18 protein-coding genes and 1 pseudogene are annotated in these 16,138 nt (G+C 73.5%); 12 read left to right on the top strand and 7 right to left on the bottom strand.

The features are described 5' to 3' along the window. The coding region (locus tag ACZ4VT_RS18620; protein ID WP_467950894.1) for a nucleotidyltransferase family protein at positions 1-698 on the bottom strand (698 nt) is incomplete at its 3' end. Between the two features lie 159 nt (positions 699-857). Here ACZ4VT_RS18620 and ACZ4VT_RS18615 point away from each other — a divergent pair. Next, the gene (locus tag ACZ4VT_RS18615; protein WP_467950892.1) at positions 858-1,262 is read left to right on the top strand and encodes an ATP-binding protein; all 405 of its coding nucleotides are present in this window, start codon (positions 858-860) and stop codon (positions 1,260-1,262) included. Positions 1,263-1,351: 89 nt separating this feature from the next. Here ACZ4VT_RS18615 and ACZ4VT_RS18610 read toward each other — a convergent pair whose 3' ends face one another. Then, positions 1,352-2,011 (bottom strand): DUF72 domain-containing protein, encoded by a 660-nt coding sequence (locus ACZ4VT_RS18610; protein WP_467950921.1) that lies wholly within the window; start codon positions 2,009-2,011, stop codon positions 1,352-1,354. Positions 2,012-2,169: 158 nt separating this feature from the next. Next, positions 2,170-2,607, bottom strand: a pseudogene (locus ACZ4VT_RS18605) (ATP-binding protein); the annotation flags it as partial. 260 nt (positions 2,608-2,867) lie between these two features. Between ACZ4VT_RS18605 and ACZ4VT_RS18600 the strand changes: the two are divergent. From ACZ4VT_RS18600 to ACZ4VT_RS18575, 6 genes are all read left to right on the top strand, one after another. Next, positions 2,868-3,800, top strand: a complete 933-nt coding sequence (locus tag ACZ4VT_RS18600) for an RNA polymerase sigma factor SigF (RefSeq protein ID WP_467950890.1) — start codon at positions 2,868-2,870, stop codon at positions 3,798-3,800. Between the two features lie 112 nt (positions 3,801-3,912). Continuing rightward, a complete protein-coding gene (locus ACZ4VT_RS18595; protein WP_362814443.1) occupies positions 3,913-4,161 on the top strand; it encodes a BON domain-containing protein in 249 nt (82 codons plus the stop codon). Beyond that, positions 4,158-4,877 carry a metallophosphoesterase family protein gene (locus ACZ4VT_RS18590; protein WP_467950888.1) on the top strand — a complete coding sequence of 240 codons (720 nt, stop codon included), beginning with the start codon at positions 4,158-4,160 and terminating at the stop codon, positions 4,875-4,877. Before ACZ4VT_RS18595 ends, ACZ4VT_RS18590 begins: the two co-directional genes overlap by 4 nt. A gap of 37 nt (positions 4,878-4,914) precedes the next feature. Further along, complete coding sequence (locus tag ACZ4VT_RS18585; protein ID WP_467950886.1) at positions 4,915-5,883, top strand: TIGR03557 family F420-dependent LLM class oxidoreductase; 969 nt, start codon at positions 4,915-4,917, stop codon at positions 5,881-5,883. A gap of 110 nt (positions 5,884-5,993) precedes the next feature. Then, entirely contained in the window at positions 5,994-7,022 is a 1,029-nt protein-coding gene (locus tag ACZ4VT_RS18580) for an NAD-dependent epimerase/dehydratase family protein (RefSeq protein WP_467950884.1), read from the top strand. Between the two features lie 44 nt (positions 7,023-7,066). Next, positions 7,067-7,840: a VOC family protein gene (locus ACZ4VT_RS18575; RefSeq protein WP_467950919.1), complete on the top strand. Its 774-nt coding sequence runs from the start codon at positions 7,067-7,069 to the stop codon at positions 7,838-7,840. Between the two features lie 11 nt (positions 7,841-7,851). Here the strand turns inward: ACZ4VT_RS18575 and ACZ4VT_RS18570 are convergent, their stop codons facing one another. Both ACZ4VT_RS18570 and ACZ4VT_RS18565 read right to left on the bottom strand, forming a co-directional pair. Then, positions 7,852-9,057: an FUSC family protein gene (locus ACZ4VT_RS18570; RefSeq protein ID WP_467950883.1), complete on the bottom strand. Its 1,206-nt coding sequence runs from the start codon at positions 9,055-9,057 to the stop codon at positions 7,852-7,854. Between the two features lie 325 nt (positions 9,058-9,382). Continuing rightward, positions 9,383-10,477: a carboxylate-amine ligase gene (locus tag ACZ4VT_RS18565; RefSeq protein ID WP_467950882.1), complete on the bottom strand. Its 1,095-nt coding sequence runs from the start codon at positions 10,475-10,477 to the stop codon at positions 9,383-9,385. Between the two features lie 214 nt (positions 10,478-10,691). Between ACZ4VT_RS18565 and ACZ4VT_RS18560 the strand changes: the two genes are divergently transcribed. The 4 genes from ACZ4VT_RS18560 to ACZ4VT_RS18545 all read left to right on the top strand — a co-directional run bounded on the left by ACZ4VT_RS18560 (position 10,692) and on the right by ACZ4VT_RS18545 (position 13,243). Continuing rightward, positions 10,692-11,420 (top strand): SOS response-associated peptidase, encoded by a 729-nt coding sequence (locus ACZ4VT_RS18560; RefSeq protein ID WP_467950917.1) that lies wholly within the window; start codon positions 10,692-10,694, stop codon positions 11,418-11,420. A gap of 178 nt (positions 11,421-11,598) precedes the next feature. Then, positions 11,599-12,027, top strand: a complete 429-nt coding sequence (locus ACZ4VT_RS18555; protein ID WP_467950880.1) for a hypothetical protein — start codon at positions 11,599-11,601, stop codon at positions 12,025-12,027. Beyond that, positions 12,021-12,272, top strand: coding sequence for a helix-turn-helix transcriptional regulator (locus ACZ4VT_RS18550; protein WP_467950878.1), 252 nt, complete (start codon positions 12,021-12,023; stop codon positions 12,270-12,272). The genes ACZ4VT_RS18555 and ACZ4VT_RS18550 overlap by 7 nt, the downstream gene beginning before the upstream one ends. Continuing rightward, entirely contained in the window at positions 12,269-13,243 is a 975-nt protein-coding gene (locus tag ACZ4VT_RS18545) for an NAD(P)-dependent alcohol dehydrogenase (RefSeq protein WP_467950876.1), read from the top strand. The genes ACZ4VT_RS18550 and ACZ4VT_RS18545 overlap by 4 nt, the downstream gene beginning before the upstream one ends. On the opposite strand, the gene ACZ4VT_RS18540 is transcribed toward ACZ4VT_RS18545, so the two are convergent. Beyond that, on the bottom strand, positions 13,238-14,146 hold the full coding sequence (locus ACZ4VT_RS18540) for an endonuclease/exonuclease/phosphatase family protein (RefSeq protein ID WP_467950875.1): 909 nt from the start codon (positions 14,144-14,146) through the stop codon (positions 13,238-13,240). The two genes, ACZ4VT_RS18545 and ACZ4VT_RS18540, sit on opposite strands and share 6 nt — an antisense overlap. Before the next feature lie 319 nt (positions 14,147-14,465). Between ACZ4VT_RS18540 and ACZ4VT_RS18535 the strand changes: the two genes are divergently transcribed. Further along, a complete protein-coding gene (locus tag ACZ4VT_RS18535) occupies positions 14,466-15,350 on the top strand; it encodes an ATP-grasp domain-containing protein (RefSeq protein WP_467950873.1) in 885 nt (294 codons plus the stop codon). Positions 15,351-15,383: 33 nt separating this feature from the next. On the opposite strand, the gene ACZ4VT_RS18530 is transcribed toward ACZ4VT_RS18535, so the two are convergent. Next, a complete protein-coding gene (locus ACZ4VT_RS18530) occupies positions 15,384-16,019 on the bottom strand; it encodes a hypothetical protein (protein ID WP_467950871.1) in 636 nt (211 codons plus the stop codon). Positions 16,020-16,138: the final 119 nt, after the last annotated feature.

Genomic DNA, 16,138 nt, shown 5'->3' with positions numbered 1-16,138 from the left:
CCCCCCCCCCCCCCCCCCCCCCCCCCCCCCCCCCCCCCCCCCCCCCCCCCCCCCCCCCCCCCCCCCCCCCCCCCCCCCCCCCCCCCCCCCCCCGGGCCGATGACGCGGAGCCGCTCCAGGAGGTACAGGAACGCGTCGGCCAGCGGCGCCGCCCGGTGATCGTCCAGCCGCCGCCAGTCGATCTGCTCCCGCAGCATCCGCGCCATCGGCAGCAGGTCCCCGAAGTCGCAGTAGTGCTCGCACAGGGCCGCGAGCTTGCTGTCCATGAGATCCGTGGGCGAGAGCACCGGCATCCAGACCGAGTCCACGGGCAGCAGCACCGCCCGGTCCAGCAGCTCCCTGCTCACCGGACGCCTGGCGAGCTCGAAGATCAGGTCGATCTCCTCCCCTCCGGACCGGCCCTTCACCAGCCAGTCCTCGGGGGCGCGGCGCATCGCGATGCCGCCGTTTTCCAGGGCCTTGATCACGGCCTCGGAGTCCTCGGGACGCACACAGAAGTCCGTGTCGTGCTGGAAGTGGGCCGGGACGCCGTGCGCGAACGCGGCGACGCTGCCGGCGAGCGCGAAGGGCTGGTCCGAGGCCTTGAGGAGCGCCGCCACGCGCTTGGTGGTCTCCAGAATCGCCTGCGTGTGGTCCTGCGGCAGCCGGGCCCTGTCCTCGGCCTGAAGATCCGGCTGTTCGGAGGGAGGTGCCTTCATGCGGCGCGCCTTACCGCTCGGGCGCCGGTCAAACCCGCCCCCGCCGCACCCGTGCCACGGCCCCGGGCCAAGTGTGCCGGGCGCGACAGGGGGCAGACGCCCCTTGAGGGCCGAGAGGCGGCGACCGGTAACCCGATCCAGGAGAGGCAGGTGTGCGGCGTGACGACCGGCGACCATTCGCTCCGGCAGACCCGGGCCGCACACACGGTGGACGCGTGCGAGGCGCGCGAGCTTATTGCCGGACTGCTCACCTCCGCGCCCGGTGGGTCCGGGCCGGGCGACGCCGTCATCGCCGACGCCCTGCTCGTCACGTCGGAACTGGTCACCAACGCCTTCCGGCACGGGGGCGGCCTCACCGGCTTCACCGCCGAGACGGACGGCCGCACCCTCACCATCGCCGTCAGCGACGCCAGCAGCGAGGCCCCGCACACCGCCACGGACCACGGCGCCATGTCGGAGGGCGGCTTCGGATGGGAACTGGTCCGTCTCCTGGCACGGCGCGTCTCGGTTGCCCTCCTCCCCGGCGGAGGCAAGACCATCGAGGTCACGCTCGCCCTGGCATGACCGAAACTGGTCCGCCCCGGGCTCGTGACCACGGGGCGGCAGCCGACATCTGCCCGGCCCGTACGGCCTCAAACCACCCGGCGGGGGGATCACCGCGCCGCCACCAGCCGGCCGAAGACCAGGGCGTCCGCGACGGCCGCACCGCCCGCGTCGTTGTTGAAGTAGGCGAAGACATCGGCGTCCGGAGGCCAGGTGTCCGCGATCCGCCCGGCCCAGGACGTCAGCGCGGTCCGGCCGTACCGGGGGAAGGGCCGGGCCCGGCCCTCGTGGAAGCGCACGTACCCCCATGCGGCCGTCCGCCACAGCGGGGTGACGGGCCGGGAACCGCGGTCCGCCCAGCACAGGGCGGCACGGTGCGCGACGAGCACGGAGCGCACCTCGGCGGTCCACCACGAGTCGTGCCGCGGCTCGACGGCCACGCGCGTGCCGCTCGGGAAGCAGGCGAGACAGGCGTCCAGGGCCTCCGCGTCCACGCGCAGGGTCGGCGGCAGCTGCAGCAGCACCGGCCCCAGCCGGTCGCCGAGCGCCCGGCTGTGCTCCATCAGGCGCCGGACGGGTTCCTCCGGGTCCCGCAGCCGCTTGATGTGCGTCAGGAAGCGGCTGGCCTTCACGGCCATGAGGAATCCGGGCGGCGTGCGCTCCCGCCACGCGGCGAAGGTCGCGGGGTCCGGCAGCCGGTAGAACGCGTTGTTGCTCTCGACCGTGCCGAAGTGCCGGGTGTACTCCTCCAGCCACAGTCGTTGCGGCACACCCGCCGGGTACAGGACCCCGGCCCAGTCCTTGTACTGCCACCCCGAGGTGCACAAAACTGTCGCCAGGGGACCGTCCACCCCCCCTTTTGCCCCTGCCCTGGGTGCCCGTCCCCGCGCGGGGACGGCCAGGGCGGGGGGACCTCCAGCCATACGGTCTTCCCGGTGGCGGCCGGTCGCCAGCCCCAGCTGCGGGACAGGCGCTCCAGCACCATCAGGCCGTGGCCGCCCGGGAGGGCAGGGTCACCACGAGGACGGAGCACCGGCCGGTCGGGGCTGCGGTCGCTGACCTCGATGAGCAGCCCCTCGGCGCCGTGACTCAGCACCAGCTCGCTGGGGCCGCCCGCGTGCAGACAGGCGTTGGAGACCACCTCGGAGACCATGAGGAGCACGTCCTCCACCCGCTCCCGGAGCCGCTCCCGCTCGTCTTGGTCCCGCTCCCGCTCCGGCTCGCGCTGGTCCTGCGGGGCCGCGATCCACTGCCAGTCCGCGAGCGCCTTCCGGGTGAAGTCCCGGCAGCGCGTGACCGCCCCCGCTCCGCCGCGCAGCAGCAGCCGACGAGTCTGCCGGCCACTCGCCGTCTCCGTCGCCTGCATGGGAACCTCCAACCCGAGGCCCTGCTCCTGCACGGCTGCTGCCCGCTGGGTCGGTCGTCATGCCTGCCCGGGCTCCTGCCCGGTACCGGGCCGCCGGGGTACCGGCTGTCATGGCCGGACCAGGTACGCGGTACGGCAGTGGGGTATACGCAGGGCAAAAACCGGGCCGGTGGCGAGTCGACCGCCACGCAAAGGGTATAAATCGGTGTGAAGTCGACTGCACGGTCCGGCTTCCCCGTCGGAGGCGGAGGCCCCTTCTCATGACTCCGAACACGTCCAGTACCCCGTACTCCTCCTACGCGTCCCCCTCGCACACGGCGTGCCGACACCCGGCCGATCCGCTGGCGGAGCCCCGGAAGGCCAGCACGGCCGACGCCCGGGCGCTCTCCGTGGTCCTCTTCCGGCGGCTGAGCAAGCTGGCGGAGGGAACCGCGGAGTACTCGTACGTCCGCAACACCCTCATCGAACTCAACCTCAGCCTGGTCAAGTTCGCGGCCCGCCGCTTCCGCGGCCGCAGCGAACCCATGGAGGACATCGTCCAGGTCGGCACCGTGGGCCTGATCAAGGCCATCAACCGGTACGACGTCACGCGCGGGGTGGAATTCACCTCGTTCGCCCTCCCCACCATCACCGGCGAGATCAAGCGCTTCTTCCGCGACACCAGCTGGGCCGTGAAGGTGCCCCGTCGCCTCCAGGAGCTCCGCCAGGGCCTGGCCAGGGGCTCGGACGAGCTGGAGCAGGCCTTGGGACGGCTGCCCACCGACGCCGAACTGGCCGCACACCTGGGAATCAGCGACGCCGAGCTCGCGGAGGGCCGGCAGGCCGCACAGGCATACTCCTCCCGCTCCCTCGACATGACCGTGCAGGAGGACGCCGACCCCGGCACGGCCCAGCGCGCACTGGGCCGGGAGGAACCCGCCTACGAGCGGATCGAGGACCTCGCGGCCCTCAAACCGCTGATCGAGCGGCTGCCCGAACGGGACCGGGAGATTCTCTCCCTGCGCTTCGGGCAGGAGCTGACACAGTCCGAGATCGGAGAGCTCCTCGGCATTTCGCAGATGCACGTATCGCGCCTGCTCAACCGCACCCTGCGGAACCTGCGCAGCGGACTCCTGACCGATGCCCCGCCGGCCGACGAGCCCGGTGCGGAGCCGTCGCCGGATCCCGTACGGGAAACCGCGGCGTCAGGCTGACGGCGCGGACGGGGCGCGAGGGCGCGAGGGCAGGGACGGCGCCGAAAGTCACGAGAGGCGCGAGACGGCAGGAGACGGCGCCAAGCCGTCCCGGGCCAGGGCGGGAGGACACGTGGAAGAGCCGGTGGAGTACCGCATCGAGCGCCTGAGGCGACGGCTCGCCGGGGCGGACATCGCCGAACTGGGCGTCCGCGTGGAGCTGCGCGGGAACACCGTCGTCCTGTCCGGCACCGTAGGGTCCCCCGAATGCCTGGCGACGGTACGGGAGATCGCGGAGTCCGAACTGGCGGGCGTACCCCTGCTGACCGACCTCGTGGTGGGCCACACGGACCCCCCGGAGCACTCGGAGGTGCTGAGGTGATCCGCGTGGCCGCCGTCGGGGACATCCACCTCGGGCCGGACAGCCAGGGACTCCTGCGGCCTGCCTTCGAGACGTTGCCCCGCCACGCGGACGTCCTGCTGCTGGCCGGGGACCTCACCCGCCACGGCACGGCCGCCGAGGCCCGTGTGGTCGCGGCCGAGGTCGCCGAACTGCCCGTGCCGGTCGTGGCCGTGCTCGGCAACCACGACTACCAGAGCGACGAACAGGAGACGGTGACCCGGGTCCTGGTGGAGGCGGGGGTGAGCGTGCTGGAGGGGGAGGGTGTGGTCCTCGACCTGGACGGCGTCAAGGTGGGGGTGGCGGGGACGAAGGGGTTCTGCGGCGGCTTCGCGGGGCGCAGCGGAAGCGAATTCGGGGAACCCGAGATGAAGTCCTTCATCGGCTACACCCGCAGGTGCGCCCAGGGGCTGTCGCGCGCGCTGCACGAGGTGACGGACGCGGGCTGCGACGTACGGATCGCCCTCACCCACTTCTCCCCGGTGCCGGACACCCTGGCCGGGGAGCCGCTGGAGATCTACCCGTTTCTCGGGAGCTACCTGCTCGCCGAGGCGATGGACGAGGCGGGCGCCGACCTCGCCGTGCACGGCCACGCCCATCTGGGCACGGAACACGGCCTGACGGCGGGCGGTGTACGGGTCCGCAACGTCGCGATGCCGGTCATCGACCGCGCCTTCGCCGTCTACCACCTGAGCTGAGGGGTTTGAAGGACCGTGCGCGGGTCAGACGCCGGGCATGGTTGCCATCGGATACACCATGATGACGGAGCAGGCCGGCCCGCGGGAGCTCGTGGAGCACGTGGTGGGCGCCGAGGCCGCCGGATTCGACTTCTCCGTCATCTCCGACCACTACTTCCCCTGGCTCGACGAGCAGGGCCATTCCCCCTACGCGTGGAGCGTGCTCGGGGCCGCCGCGCAGGCCACCGAGCGGATCCCCCTGATGACCTTCGTGACGTGCCCGACGTACCGGTACCACCCGGCCGTCGTCGCCCAGAAGGCCGCGACGATGCACATCCTGTCCCAGGGACGGTTCAGGCTGGGCCTCGGCTCCGGCGAGAACCTCAACGAGCACGTCGTCGGCGCGGGCTGGCCCTCCCCGCGCGAGCGCCTGGAGCGGCTGGAGGAAGCCGTCGTCATCATCCGCAGGCTGCTCGCCGGCGAGACCGTCGACCATGACGGGCCCCACTTCCGCGTCGACCACGCCACCCTGTGGGACCTGCCCGAGCGGCCCCCGGAGATCGGCATCGCCGTGTCGGGCCCCCGGTCCTGCGCGGTCGCCGGCCGGCAGGGCGACCTCCTCGTCGCCACCGAGCCGGAGCGGTCGCTGCTGGACGACTTCGACCGGCACGGGGGAGCGGGCAAACCGCGCGTCGGTCAGGTCGCGGTCTGCTACGACCCGGACCGGCAGGCCGCGGTGGCCCGCGCCCACGAGCAGTTCCGCTGGTCGCTCGGCGGCTGGGAGGTCAACGCCCAGCTGCGCGGGCCCGCCGCCTTCGCCCAGGCCACCGAGACCCTCGGGGCGGAGGACGTCGCCAAGACCATCGCCTGCGGAGCCGAGGTCGAGGAGTTCGTCGCGGCCGTCCGCCCCTATGTCGAAGCCGGCTTCACCGAGGTCGCCCTCGTCCAGATCGGCGGCGGGCACCAGGACACCTTCCTCGACTGGGCCGGGACGGAGCTGCTGCCCGCTCTTCGCGGGCTGCGGTGACCACAGGAGCAGCGCAGGAGCATGACAGGACCCGCAGGAGCAGCCATGAACACCGTCCACAGCACCCGTAGGCACGAGGGCCGGGCCGGCCGGAAGGCAGGGTGGACGCCATGAGGGTCGTGGTGACCGGCGCGACGGGCAACGCGGGCACCAGCGTCGTCCGGACGCTGGCGGGGGACCCGACGGTCACGGACGTCCTCGGCGTCGCCCGCCGCCTGCCCGGCCTCCGGATCCCCGGGGTGCGGTGGGCGGCCGCCGACATCGATCCCGGCAGAAGCGACCTCACCGAGCTCTTCGCGGGCGCCGACGCCGTCGTCCACCTCGCCTGGAGGTTCCAGCCCACCCACGATCCCGTGACGACGTGGCGCACCAACGTCCTGGGCAGCGTCAGGGTCTTCGAGGCATGTGCCCGCGTGGGCGTCCACACGCTCGTCCACGCCTCCTCCGTCGGCGCCTACTCGCCCGGCCCCGACGACGGGCGGCCCGTCGACGAGTCCTGGCCGACCCACGGCTGGCCCGGCGCCGCGTACACGCGGGAGAAGGCCTACCTGGAGCGCTACCTCGACGGATACCAGCCGGCGCACCCGGGGGTGCGCGTCGTACGGATGCGGCCCGCCTTCCTGTTCAAGGAAGTGGCGGCGAGCGAGCAGCGGCGCATCTTCGCGGGCCCGCTCCTGCCCTGGCGCCTGATCCGCCCCGGCCTCGTCCCGGCCGTGCCCGCCGTCAGCGGCCTGCGCTTCCAGGCCCTGCACACGGAGGACGCCGCCGAGGCCTACCGGGCGGCCGTCGTCCGCCCGGTCCGCGGGCCGTTCAACCTGGTGGCCGATCCGGTGGTCGACATGGCTTCCATAGCGCGCCTCCTGCACGCCCGTACGGTGCCTCTGCCCGCCGTGGCCGCCCGGGCCGCGCTCGCCGCCGCCTGGCGGATGTACCTGGTGCCCGCCGCGCCCGGCCTTTTCGACGCCGTCCTGCGGCTGCCGCTCCTCGACGCGAGCCGCGCCCGGGAGGAGCTCGGCTGGATCCCCTCGCGCACCGCCACCGAGGCCGTGGGCGCGTTCCTGACGGGGCTCCGGCGGGGGGAGGGCCTGGATACGCCGCCCCTCGCCGGCTCGGGCGGCCGGGCGCGTGCGCGAGCATGAGGGTCAGGCCGGCGGGAGGGTGAGGGGAGACGGTCCTCGTGTCGATGACCAGTGACGAGGTGTTCGGAGCGCCCTGCTGGGTCAGCCTGGCCACGCACGACCTCGGTGCGGCACAGGATTTCTATGGAGCCGTCTTCGGCTGGTCCTTCCGCAGGACCAGGCTCGGGGAAGGCTTCCGCGTGGCCTCCCTGGACGGGCTCCCGGTCGCAGGCCTGGGCACGGCGGGCGGGCAGACGATCGTGCCGGTGGCCTGGACGCCCTACTTCGCCGTCCCCGACGCCGACACGACTGTCGCCCGCATCCGCGAGCGCGGCGCAACGGTGGCGGTCGGGCCGCTGGCCCTCGCCACGGGAAGGGTGGTGATCGCCGCCGACCCCGCGGGAGCGGTGTTCGGCGTCTGGGAGGGCGAGGTCGTCCCCGACTGGATCGGCGACCCGGACGGCTCGCCTGCCTGGCTGCGGCTGCGCACGCAGGACGCGTTCGCCGCCGCCGTCTTCTACGGGGAGGTCCTGGACTGGGCCTGCGAGCGCCCGGGCTGCTGCGACGTGGCCTACGAGCACGACCACGTGGTGGTCCGCCGGGGCGGCGCCACCGTGGCCCGGATCGACGCCGGAGCCGCGAAGGACGCCGTCGACGCTCTGGCCCGCCCGCGCTGGGACGTCCACTTCGCCGTCGCGGACCTGGACGCGGCCACCGGCACCGCCGTCCACCTCGGGGCCGCCGTCGCGTCCCCCGTGGAGACCTCACCCTTCGGCCGGCGGGTCACGCTGCGGGATCCCGAGGGCGCGCTCTTCTCGGTCAGCGAGGAGACGACGTAGCCCGGTCCGGTTCAGGCCGGGCGGGAGAAGACCCGCCGCGTCAGACGGTGCAGCCGCGGGTAGCGCTCGCGCCGCATGCGGGAGTGCCGGTCCAGTTCCTCGATGAGCCGCTCCGAGCGCTTGTCCACGCCCAGTTCGTCGAGCACCCGGTCCGCCTCGGCGAGCAGCGCCCCGTACAGCTGCCACGCCTCCGGATGGGCACCCGCCTCCGCCTGGAGCAGCACGGCGAGGCGGTCCCGGCTGACGCGCGCCGTGGACAGTTCGCGCGTGAGCTTCTCCTCGGCCTGTTCGGCGTTGGCGCTGACCTGCGCGGTGATCAGCTCCGCGAAGCTCTCCACGGCGATGGCCAGGTGCCCGTACAGGTCGCGCAGGGCCCCGGCGATGGGCGGCGGGAAGAGCGGACCCGTCGAGTGTGCCTTCGCGAGGTCCGTCAGGGTCCGGCAGGAAACCCGCAGCACCACCGCGCAGATCTCCAGGGTGTCCAGCCCGGTGCGCAGCACCAGGCGGAACAGGAGCCCCTCCCGCACCCGCGGATTCAGCCGCAGGCTGTCCTCCGCCTGCCGCAGGGACGCGTCGACCAGCGCGATGTCGTTGTCGAGCCGACGGGCCTCGTGGAGGTGGGCGGCGGCCTTCTCGACCGGCGTGTGCTCGGCGAGCTGGTCGCCGATGTGGCCGAGGAGGGCGCGCATGCGCCGGGCCAGGTCCGTGATGGCCTCGCTCGCCGGCCCGATCCACACGGGCGGTACGAACAGGAAGTTGAACAGCAGGCCGACCGCCGCGCCGATCAGCGTCTCCAGCACCCGGTCCCAGGCGGTATCCGTCACGCTGGTCACGCCCAGTACGAGCATCGCGCTGATCGCGACCTCGGGCACGAACTCCCCGGCCTTCACCAGCGGACCGATGGCCAGCGAGACCAGGATGATCAGCCCGAGGCTCCACCAGGTCAGGCCCACGAGCGCGCTGAAGCCGATCGCGAGCAGCACCCCCGCCACGACGGAGTTGACCCGCCGGATACCGGTGGTGAGCGTGGAGTAGAGGGTGACCTGGACGACCAGCAGCGCGGTGAGCGGAGCCGTCAAGGGCGCGGGTTCGTCGCTGAGCCGGAGCGCGACGACGTACGAGATGACGGCGGCCGCGGTCGAGCGCACGGTCTGCACGACCGCGGGCTCCCGGTGACGGCGGACGAGGGCGCGCAGTGGGGCGATGGCTTGTGGCATATTCCGCCCCTTCCCCGCCGACGGGAAGATCAACGGGGTCTCGACGCGCCTCTTGCGCCGCCCGAGTCGCCGCGGCCGTCCCCGCCCTCGCCGCCGAACCAGTAGTCGCCCGCGGCCAGCGGCCACGAGGACACCGCCCGGTCCCGGGGCTCGGCACCGGGACCCCGGGGCGGGCGGACCTCGGCCTCTTCGTCGGGACGCTCGCGTTCCAGCACAGGAAGACTCCCTTCAGCGGGGTGGGGACTGTTCCATCCTCGGGGCCCGCACCCGATGGCGCACGACGAGAGCACGTCCGGCAGCTCCCGGCCCGGGCCGGACGCGCCCTTCAGGGAGCGGTGCTCTGGGTGGTGATCAGGTCGATCAGTGCCGGCAGGCCGCCGTCGCGCAGCGCCTTGCGCTGCCGTTCGGCCGCGGTGCCCTCCCGTAGCAGCCGGTGGATGAGGGAGGTCACCTCGCGGACGTCCCCGGCCTCCTCCAGCGCGGGCAGGATGCGCCGCACGAGCAGGGCCACGGCCGCGCGGGCCTCCAGGCGGGCGCCGTCCGGTCCGACCAGAGGTCCCGCCACGCCTTGCCGGGCTGCCTGCCAGGTCGCGGCCTGCAGCATCTCCTGCGCGCAGGAGGGTGCGGGCACCCCGTCGGCGGCGTCACGGAGGGCGGTGGCGACCAGCGCCCGCACGATGCCCGCGAACATCACCGCGTCGTCGGCCCGCAGCTGCACGTCCGCGCACCTGATCTCGACGGTCGGATACTTCTCCGACAGCCTCGCGTGCCAGTACAGCTGGCCGATGTCCGCGATGACGCCGGATTCCACCAGTTCGGCCGCACGCAGGTCGTAGTCGGCGTCGTCACGGAAGACGGGGGTGGGGCCGCTCACCGGCCAGCGTCCGAAGACGATGGTGCGCCAGCTCGCGAATCCGGTGTCGCGCCCCTCCCACAGCGGGGAGTTCGCCGACATCGCCAGCACCGTCGGGAGCCAGACGCGGATCCGGTTCAGCACGTCGACGCCCTGAGCCCGATCCGGGATCCCGACATGCACGTGCATGCCCGTGATCAGCTGTTCGTCGACGAGGCGGGGGGCGTGGCTGCGCATCGCCAGGTAGCGGCTGACGGGGGTGACGGGAACCGGCGTGATGCCCTTGACCGGCGCGGCTCCGGTCAGCGCCGCCTTGCAGCCGCTCGCCTCGGCGGCGGAGCCGACGGCGTGCCGCAGGCGCAGCAAGTGGCCGCCGATCTCCCCCAGGTCGGTGCAGACGGGCGTGGCGACCTCGACCTGGGCCTGGAGGAGCTCGGCCTGGACCTGGTCCCCCGCGGAGACCGGATCGAGGCCGGCGGCGACCCGTACCGCGGCACCGTGGGGGACCGGCAGACCCGTCTCCGGATCCACCAGCAGATACTCTTCCTCGACCCCGACAGTGATCATCTGCGTGCGTACCCTGCCGTCGTCCGATGTGTGCGAGAGATGTGTGCGTCCGTCTGCCCGCCACGGCCGTTCCGCAAACCGGCCGTCACCTGCGGCGAGCCGGTGCCGCTGCCGGTCCCGATCCGGTGCGGAGGCCGGCGTTGCGGGTCTGCCCGCCGCGCCTACTGCGGCGTGTACCCGCCGGGAAGCCGGCTCAGGTGGCAGGGTGGACGGCATGTGCGGCCGTTACGCCTCCACCCGCAGCCCCGAGGATCTGTCCGGCCTCTTCGGAACCGCGCCCCCGGACCCCGGGCACCTGCTGGAGCCCAGCTGGAACGTCGCCCCCACCGACGCGGTGTGGGCGGTGCTGGAGCGCGCCGACCGCGAGACCGGGCTGCTGGAACGCCGGCTGCGCCCCCTGCGGTGGGGGCTGGTGCCGTCGTGGTCCAAGAGCGCGACGGGTGGTGCGAAGATGATCAACGCGCGCGTGGAGACGGTGCACGAGAAGCCGGCCTACCGGCGCGCCTTCGCCAAGCGCCGGTGCCTGCTCCCGGCGGACGGGTTCTACGAGTGGGAGCCCGTGCCCGCCTCCGGCACCGCCAAGGCGTACAAGCAGCCGTACTTCATCCGCCCCGAGGACGGTGAGGTGATGGCGATGGCCGGGCTGTACGAGTTCTGGCGCGACCCCGCCGTCGCCGACGACGACGATGCCGCGGCGTGGTGGGCGACCTGCACCATCCTCACCACCGAGGCCACCGACGCGGCCGGCCGCGTGCACCCGCGGATGCCGCTCGCCCTCGCCCCGGCCGACTACGAGGCCTGGCTCGACCCCTCCCACGAGGACGCGGACGAGCTGCGCGCCCTCCTCGCCGCTCCGGCGGGCGGCCGGCTGGACGTCCGCGCGGTGTCGACCGCCGTCAACAACGTCCGCAACAACGGCCCCGAACTCCTCGACGCGCCGTAGTACGGGCCGTGGGGAGGGCGGCAGCACCGCACTGACATCGCCGTACCGCCGTTCCGCCGTACCGAGAAGCGGCGCCAAGGGCCGGCCCCGGCCGCCCAGGCGTGTACAGAATTCTTGACATCGTGTGGGGTTTGCTTGACACTCCAGGTGTCGGGTTTTCTTTACATGGGGAGTGGTCGTGGCAGTCGAGGAGAAACGCGCGTGGATCATGATCGTGGTGACGGTCGTGTCCTACGGGGCGTATCTGGCCGTGGTCCTGGGACGGGCCGGGGACGCTCCGCTCGCCCAGGTCCCGTACGTCGCCGCACTGCTCTGGAGCGTCGGCGCGGCCATCGTCGCGTCGATCGCCCTGCACATCACCGTGGCGCTGTTCGCCCCCGAAGGGGACAACACCAAGGACCAGCGCGACCGGGAGATCCACCGCTTCGGTGAGTACATCGGACAGTCCTTCGTCGTGATCGGCGGTGTGGCCGGACTCGTCCTGGCCATGGCCGAGGCCGACCAGTTCTGGATCGCCAACGCCATCTACTTGGCGTTCGTCCTGTCGGCGCTCCTCGGGTCCACGGCGAAGATCGCCGCCTACCGGTTCGGCTTCCAGCCGTGGTGAGGCCCACGAAGGTCACCAACACCATCCGCGCCCTCCGCTTCGCCAACGGCGAGATGACGCAGGCCGAGCTCGCCCGCCGCATCGGCGTGACCCGGCAGACCGTCATCGCCATCGAGCAGGGCCGCTACTCGCCCTCCCTGGAGAAGGCCTTCGAGATCGCCCGCGTGTTCGCCGTACCACTCGACGCGGTGTTCCAGTACGCCGCGACCGAGACCGTGACCCAAGCACAGGAAGAGGACTCATGAAGGCCATCGTCCAGGACACATACGGACCGCCCTCGGTCCTGCGGCTCGACGAGACGGACCGACCGGTGCCGGGCCCCGGGGAGGTCCTCATACGGGTCCACGCCGCCGGCGTCGACCAGGGCGTCTGGCACCTGATGGCGGGCATGCCGTACGCACTGCGCGCCATGGGCTTCGGCCTCCGGGCACCCAAGGCGCGCATCCGCGGGATGGACCTCGCGGGGCGGGTGGAGGCGGTCGGCGCGGACGTCACCCGCTTCCGGCCGGGCGACGAGGTGTACGGCAGCTGCGACGGGTCGTTCGCCGAGTACGCCTGCGCCAAGGAGGACGCGCTCGCGCCGAAACCGCGCAACGTCGGCTTCGAACAGGCCGCCGCCGTACCGGTCTCCGCGTGTACCGCGCTCAAGGCCCTGCGCGACGTCGCACGCGTGGAGGCCGGTCAGTCCGTCCTCGTCCTCGGCGCGTCGGGCGGGGTCGGCACGTACGCCGTGCAGCTGGCCAAGGCCTTCGGCGCCCACGTCACCGGAGTCTGCAGCGCCGCCAAGGCGGACCTGGTCCGGTCCATCGGCGCCGACGAGGTCATCGACTACACCGGACACGACCCCGTCGACGGCAGCCGCCGCTACGACCTCATCCTCGACATCGCCGGCAACCGGCCCGTCTCCCGGCTGCGCCGCGCCCTCACCCCGCGCGGGACCCTCGTCATCGTCGGCGGGGAAGGAGGCGGCCGGTGGCTCGGCGGGAACGAGCGGCAGCTCGGCGCCCTTCTGCTGTCTCCCTTCGTGGGCCACCGCCTGCGCACCGTCGCCGCCATGGAGCACCACCACAGCGACCTCCAGGTGCTCACCGAGCTCATCGAGGCCGGGTCGGTGACCCCCGTCGTCGACCGGAGCTACCCGCTGGCCGAGGTACCCGATGCCATCCGCTACCTGAGGGAGGGCCACGTCCGCGGGAAGATCGTGGTCCGGCTATGAGCCGCCGAGCGTGATGCGGGCGGCAACCGGCAGGTGGTCGCTGCCCGTGGCGGGCAGTGTCCGGACGTCGGCCACCGTCGCCGAACAGGTCAGGATCTGGTCGATCCGCGACACCGGGAGGGCCGCGGGCCAGCTGAAGGCGATCCCCCGCCGGGGCGCCCGCAGCCGTGAGGTGAGCGGGGCGAGACCGCGGTCGTCCACCGTGCCGTTGAGGTCACCCAGCAGGATCACCGTGTCGAGCCGCTCCGCGGCGACGGCCGCGCCCAGCAGACCGGCGCTCTCGTCCCGCGGGCCGGAGCTGAAACCACTCGACAGGATGCGCACCGAGGGCAGGTGGGCCACGTACACGGCGATCTCACCCTGCGGCGTGCGCACCCCGGCCCGCAGGCCACGGCTCCAGCCCTCCCCGATCCCGGCCGGCTTGATGTCCAGGCGCCGGACCTCCGTCAGCGGATGCCTCGACCAGAGTCCGACCGTGCCCTCGACCGCGTGGTGGGGGAACTCCGCCGCCAGGGCCGATGCGTAGACCGGCAGTGCGGCGGGCGTCAGCTCCTCCAGGGCGACGAGGTCCGGCGCGGCCCGCAGCAGTGCGGCCGCGGTGCCCGCGGGATCGGGGTTCTCGTCACTGACGTTGTGCTGCACCGCCGTCAGGTCGTGGGGGCCGCCGTCGGAGGGCAGCAGCAGCCCGCCGAAGAGGACCGCCCACGCGGCGGCGGGCAGCAGGAGGGCCAGCATCGCGGTGGCCGAGCGGCGCACCAGGGCCGGTACCAGGAGGACCGGAACCGCCAGGCCCAGCCAGGGCAGGAAGGCCTCCAGCAGGCTGCCGAGGCGGCCGACGCCGTTGGGTACCGTTCCGTGGAAGGCCAGGAGTCCGGCCGTCAGGGCGGCGAGCGAGGCCGTCACGCGCCCCCGCGTCCAGGCAGAGCGGCCCCGCGCGTCCCTGCCCCAGCGCCACCGGCCGCCACCGCGCTGCCGATCGCCACGGTGCCACCGGACGCCCGCCCGGCCCCACCGCCCGCCGCCGCGCACACCGCTGTCGACCCGCTCCACCAACGCCGCCCCGCCCCTCCGCCTTCGGACCCGATTCCCGCCCCGCAGCCATGAGCACGACGTTGCCCGGTACGACGCACCGGGCACCGGCCGGGTTCCCTCCCGCCGGCGGATCGCGCGTGGAAGAGTGATCGCCGGGACGTGACGAGGGGAGAGCCGCATGAGTGCTGCCATGAGTGCTGCGAGGATCGCGATCGTGACCAGCGAGACCGGTGTCGAGGACCCGGACCTCCCCCTGGTCCTGACGGCCCTGCGCGCCGCGGGCCTGTCCGCGGAGGCTGTGGCCTGGGACGCGGACCCGAAGGAGTGGGACGGCTTCGACCTGACGGTCATCCGCTCGACCTGGGACTACGTGGGACGGCTCGAGGAGTTCCTGTCCTGGGCCGACGCGACGGCCCGGGTCACCCGGCTGTGGAACCCGGCGCCGCTGGTGCGCTGGAACAGCGACAAGCGCTACCTCCGGGAGTTCGCCGAGCGCGGAGTCCCCGTCGTGCCGACCCGCTTCGTCGAACCGGGCGGGCACTTGGGCGAGGAGGACTTCGACGGGCCTCACGGAGTGGTGGTCAAGCCCACGGTCTCCTCGGGCGCCCGCGATACCGCACGCTACGAACCCGGCCGGCAGGCGGATGCCATGGGCCATGCCCGGATGCTGCTGAACCAGGGCCGCACCGCGATGGTCCAGCCCTACCTGCGCCTCGTGGAGGAGGGGGAACGCGCCCTCGTCTTCTTCTCCGGCACCTTCAGCCACGCCATCCGCAAGCAGCCGGTGCTCACCGAGGCCGGGGTGACGGACAACTTCCGCGTGCCGCACCCGGGGGCCGCCCCGTACCAGCCCTCCGAGGCGGAGATCAGTACGGCGCGGCAGGCACTGGCCGCGGTTCCGGCGCCGGGCGACCTGCTGTTCGCCCGGGTGGACCTGGCCCTGGACGAGGCCAGGCGACCGGTGGTCATGGAGCTGGAACTCATCGAGCCGAATCTGTTCTTCCGGCTCAACCCGCACGGGCTGGAACGTTTCGTCGAAGCCGTGGCGGCCGAGGTCCGGCACGCCACGGCGTAGGCCGTCTCCGGGCCGCTCCAGCCGACGGCTCCGCTAGCCCAGCCGGCCGAGGCGCATCCGCCGGCGGCGCCGCAGGAAGAGGCCGACGGCCGCCCCGGCCAGGGCGGTCGCCGCCACACCCGCCGTCGTCCACCAGACGGCGTCCCCCTCGGACGTGGAATCGGCGGCCGGTACCTGCGCCGCGGACGCGGCCGGGGCGGAGGCCGACGGGGCACCCGCCGACGGCGGCGCGGCGGACGGCGTGCCCGGAGCCGCGGCGGAGGCGGTCGGCGCGCCGCCGCCCGGCGCCGGGTCCACCACGGGTACGGCGACTTCGAGGTCGCCGTGCCCGAGGGCCGGGAACCCCACGTCGACGCTGACCTTCCAGGAACCCGGCGGCAGGGCCTCGGCCGTGGTCCAGCCGGCGGGTGCCGCGGCGGAATCGCGCACCAGGCGCCAGGGGCCCAGGGTGCGGACGCCGTCGACGCTGACCGCGTTCACGGTGGCGGCGACCGCCTCGTCGACGGCGTCCCCGTCGTTCTCCCAGGTGATGTCGGCGGTGACGTGGCCCGCCCGCTGCCCGGTCACCACCACCTTCACGGTGTCTCCGTGGGCGTGGGCCGCAACAGGGGTCAGCAACATGAGGCCGAGTGCGGTCAGGACGGCCGAGAAAGCGATTCGTATGCGCATCGTCGGGGTGCTCCGGTCGAGATGAGGGGACCGGGGGGGGGGGGGGGGGGGGGGGGGGGGGGGGGGGGGGGGGGGGGGGGGGGGGGGGGGGGGGGGGTGGGGGGGGGGGGGGAGGGTGT

Source organism: Streptomyces sp. NPDC029164 (assembly GCF_055563995.1).
This window is presented reverse-complemented; position numbering and strand designations above follow the sequence as displayed.

Excerpts from the sequence above, each read along its gene's own strand:
- ACZ4VT_RS18585 (WP_467950886.1), top strand. The coding sequence starts at position 4,915 with ATGGTTGCCATCGGATACACCATGATGACGGAGCAGGCCGGCCCGCGG.
- ACZ4VT_RS18530 (WP_467950871.1), bottom strand. The coding sequence starts at position 16,019 with ATGCGCATACGAATCGCTTTCTCGGCCGTCCTGACCGCACTCGGCCTC.
- ACZ4VT_RS18565 (WP_467950882.1), bottom strand. The coding sequence starts at position 10,477 with ATGATCACTGTCGGGGTCGAGGAAGAGTATCTGCTGGTGGATCCGGAG.
- ACZ4VT_RS18575 (WP_467950919.1), top strand. The coding sequence starts at position 7,067 with ATGACCAGTGACGAGGTGTTCGGAGCGCCCTGCTGGGTCAGCCTGGCC.
- ACZ4VT_RS18600 (WP_467950890.1), top strand. The coding sequence starts at position 2,868 with ATGACTCCGAACACGTCCAGTACCCCGTACTCCTCCTACGCGTCCCCC.
- ACZ4VT_RS18560 (WP_467950917.1), top strand. The coding sequence starts at position 10,692 with ATGTGCGGCCGTTACGCCTCCACCCGCAGCCCCGAGGATCTGTCCGGC.
- ACZ4VT_RS18545 (WP_467950876.1), top strand. The coding sequence starts at position 12,269 with ATGAAGGCCATCGTCCAGGACACATACGGACCGCCCTCGGTCCTGCGG.
- ACZ4VT_RS18580 (WP_467950884.1), top strand. The coding sequence starts at position 5,994 with ATGAGGGTCGTGGTGACCGGCGCGACGGGCAACGCGGGCACCAGCGTC.
- ACZ4VT_RS18535 (WP_467950873.1), top strand. The coding sequence starts at position 14,466 with ATGAGTGCTGCGAGGATCGCGATCGTGACCAGCGAGACCGGTGTCGAG.
- ACZ4VT_RS18570 (WP_467950883.1), bottom strand. The coding sequence starts at position 9,057 with ATGCCACAAGCCATCGCCCCACTGCGCGCCCTCGTCCGCCGTCACCGG.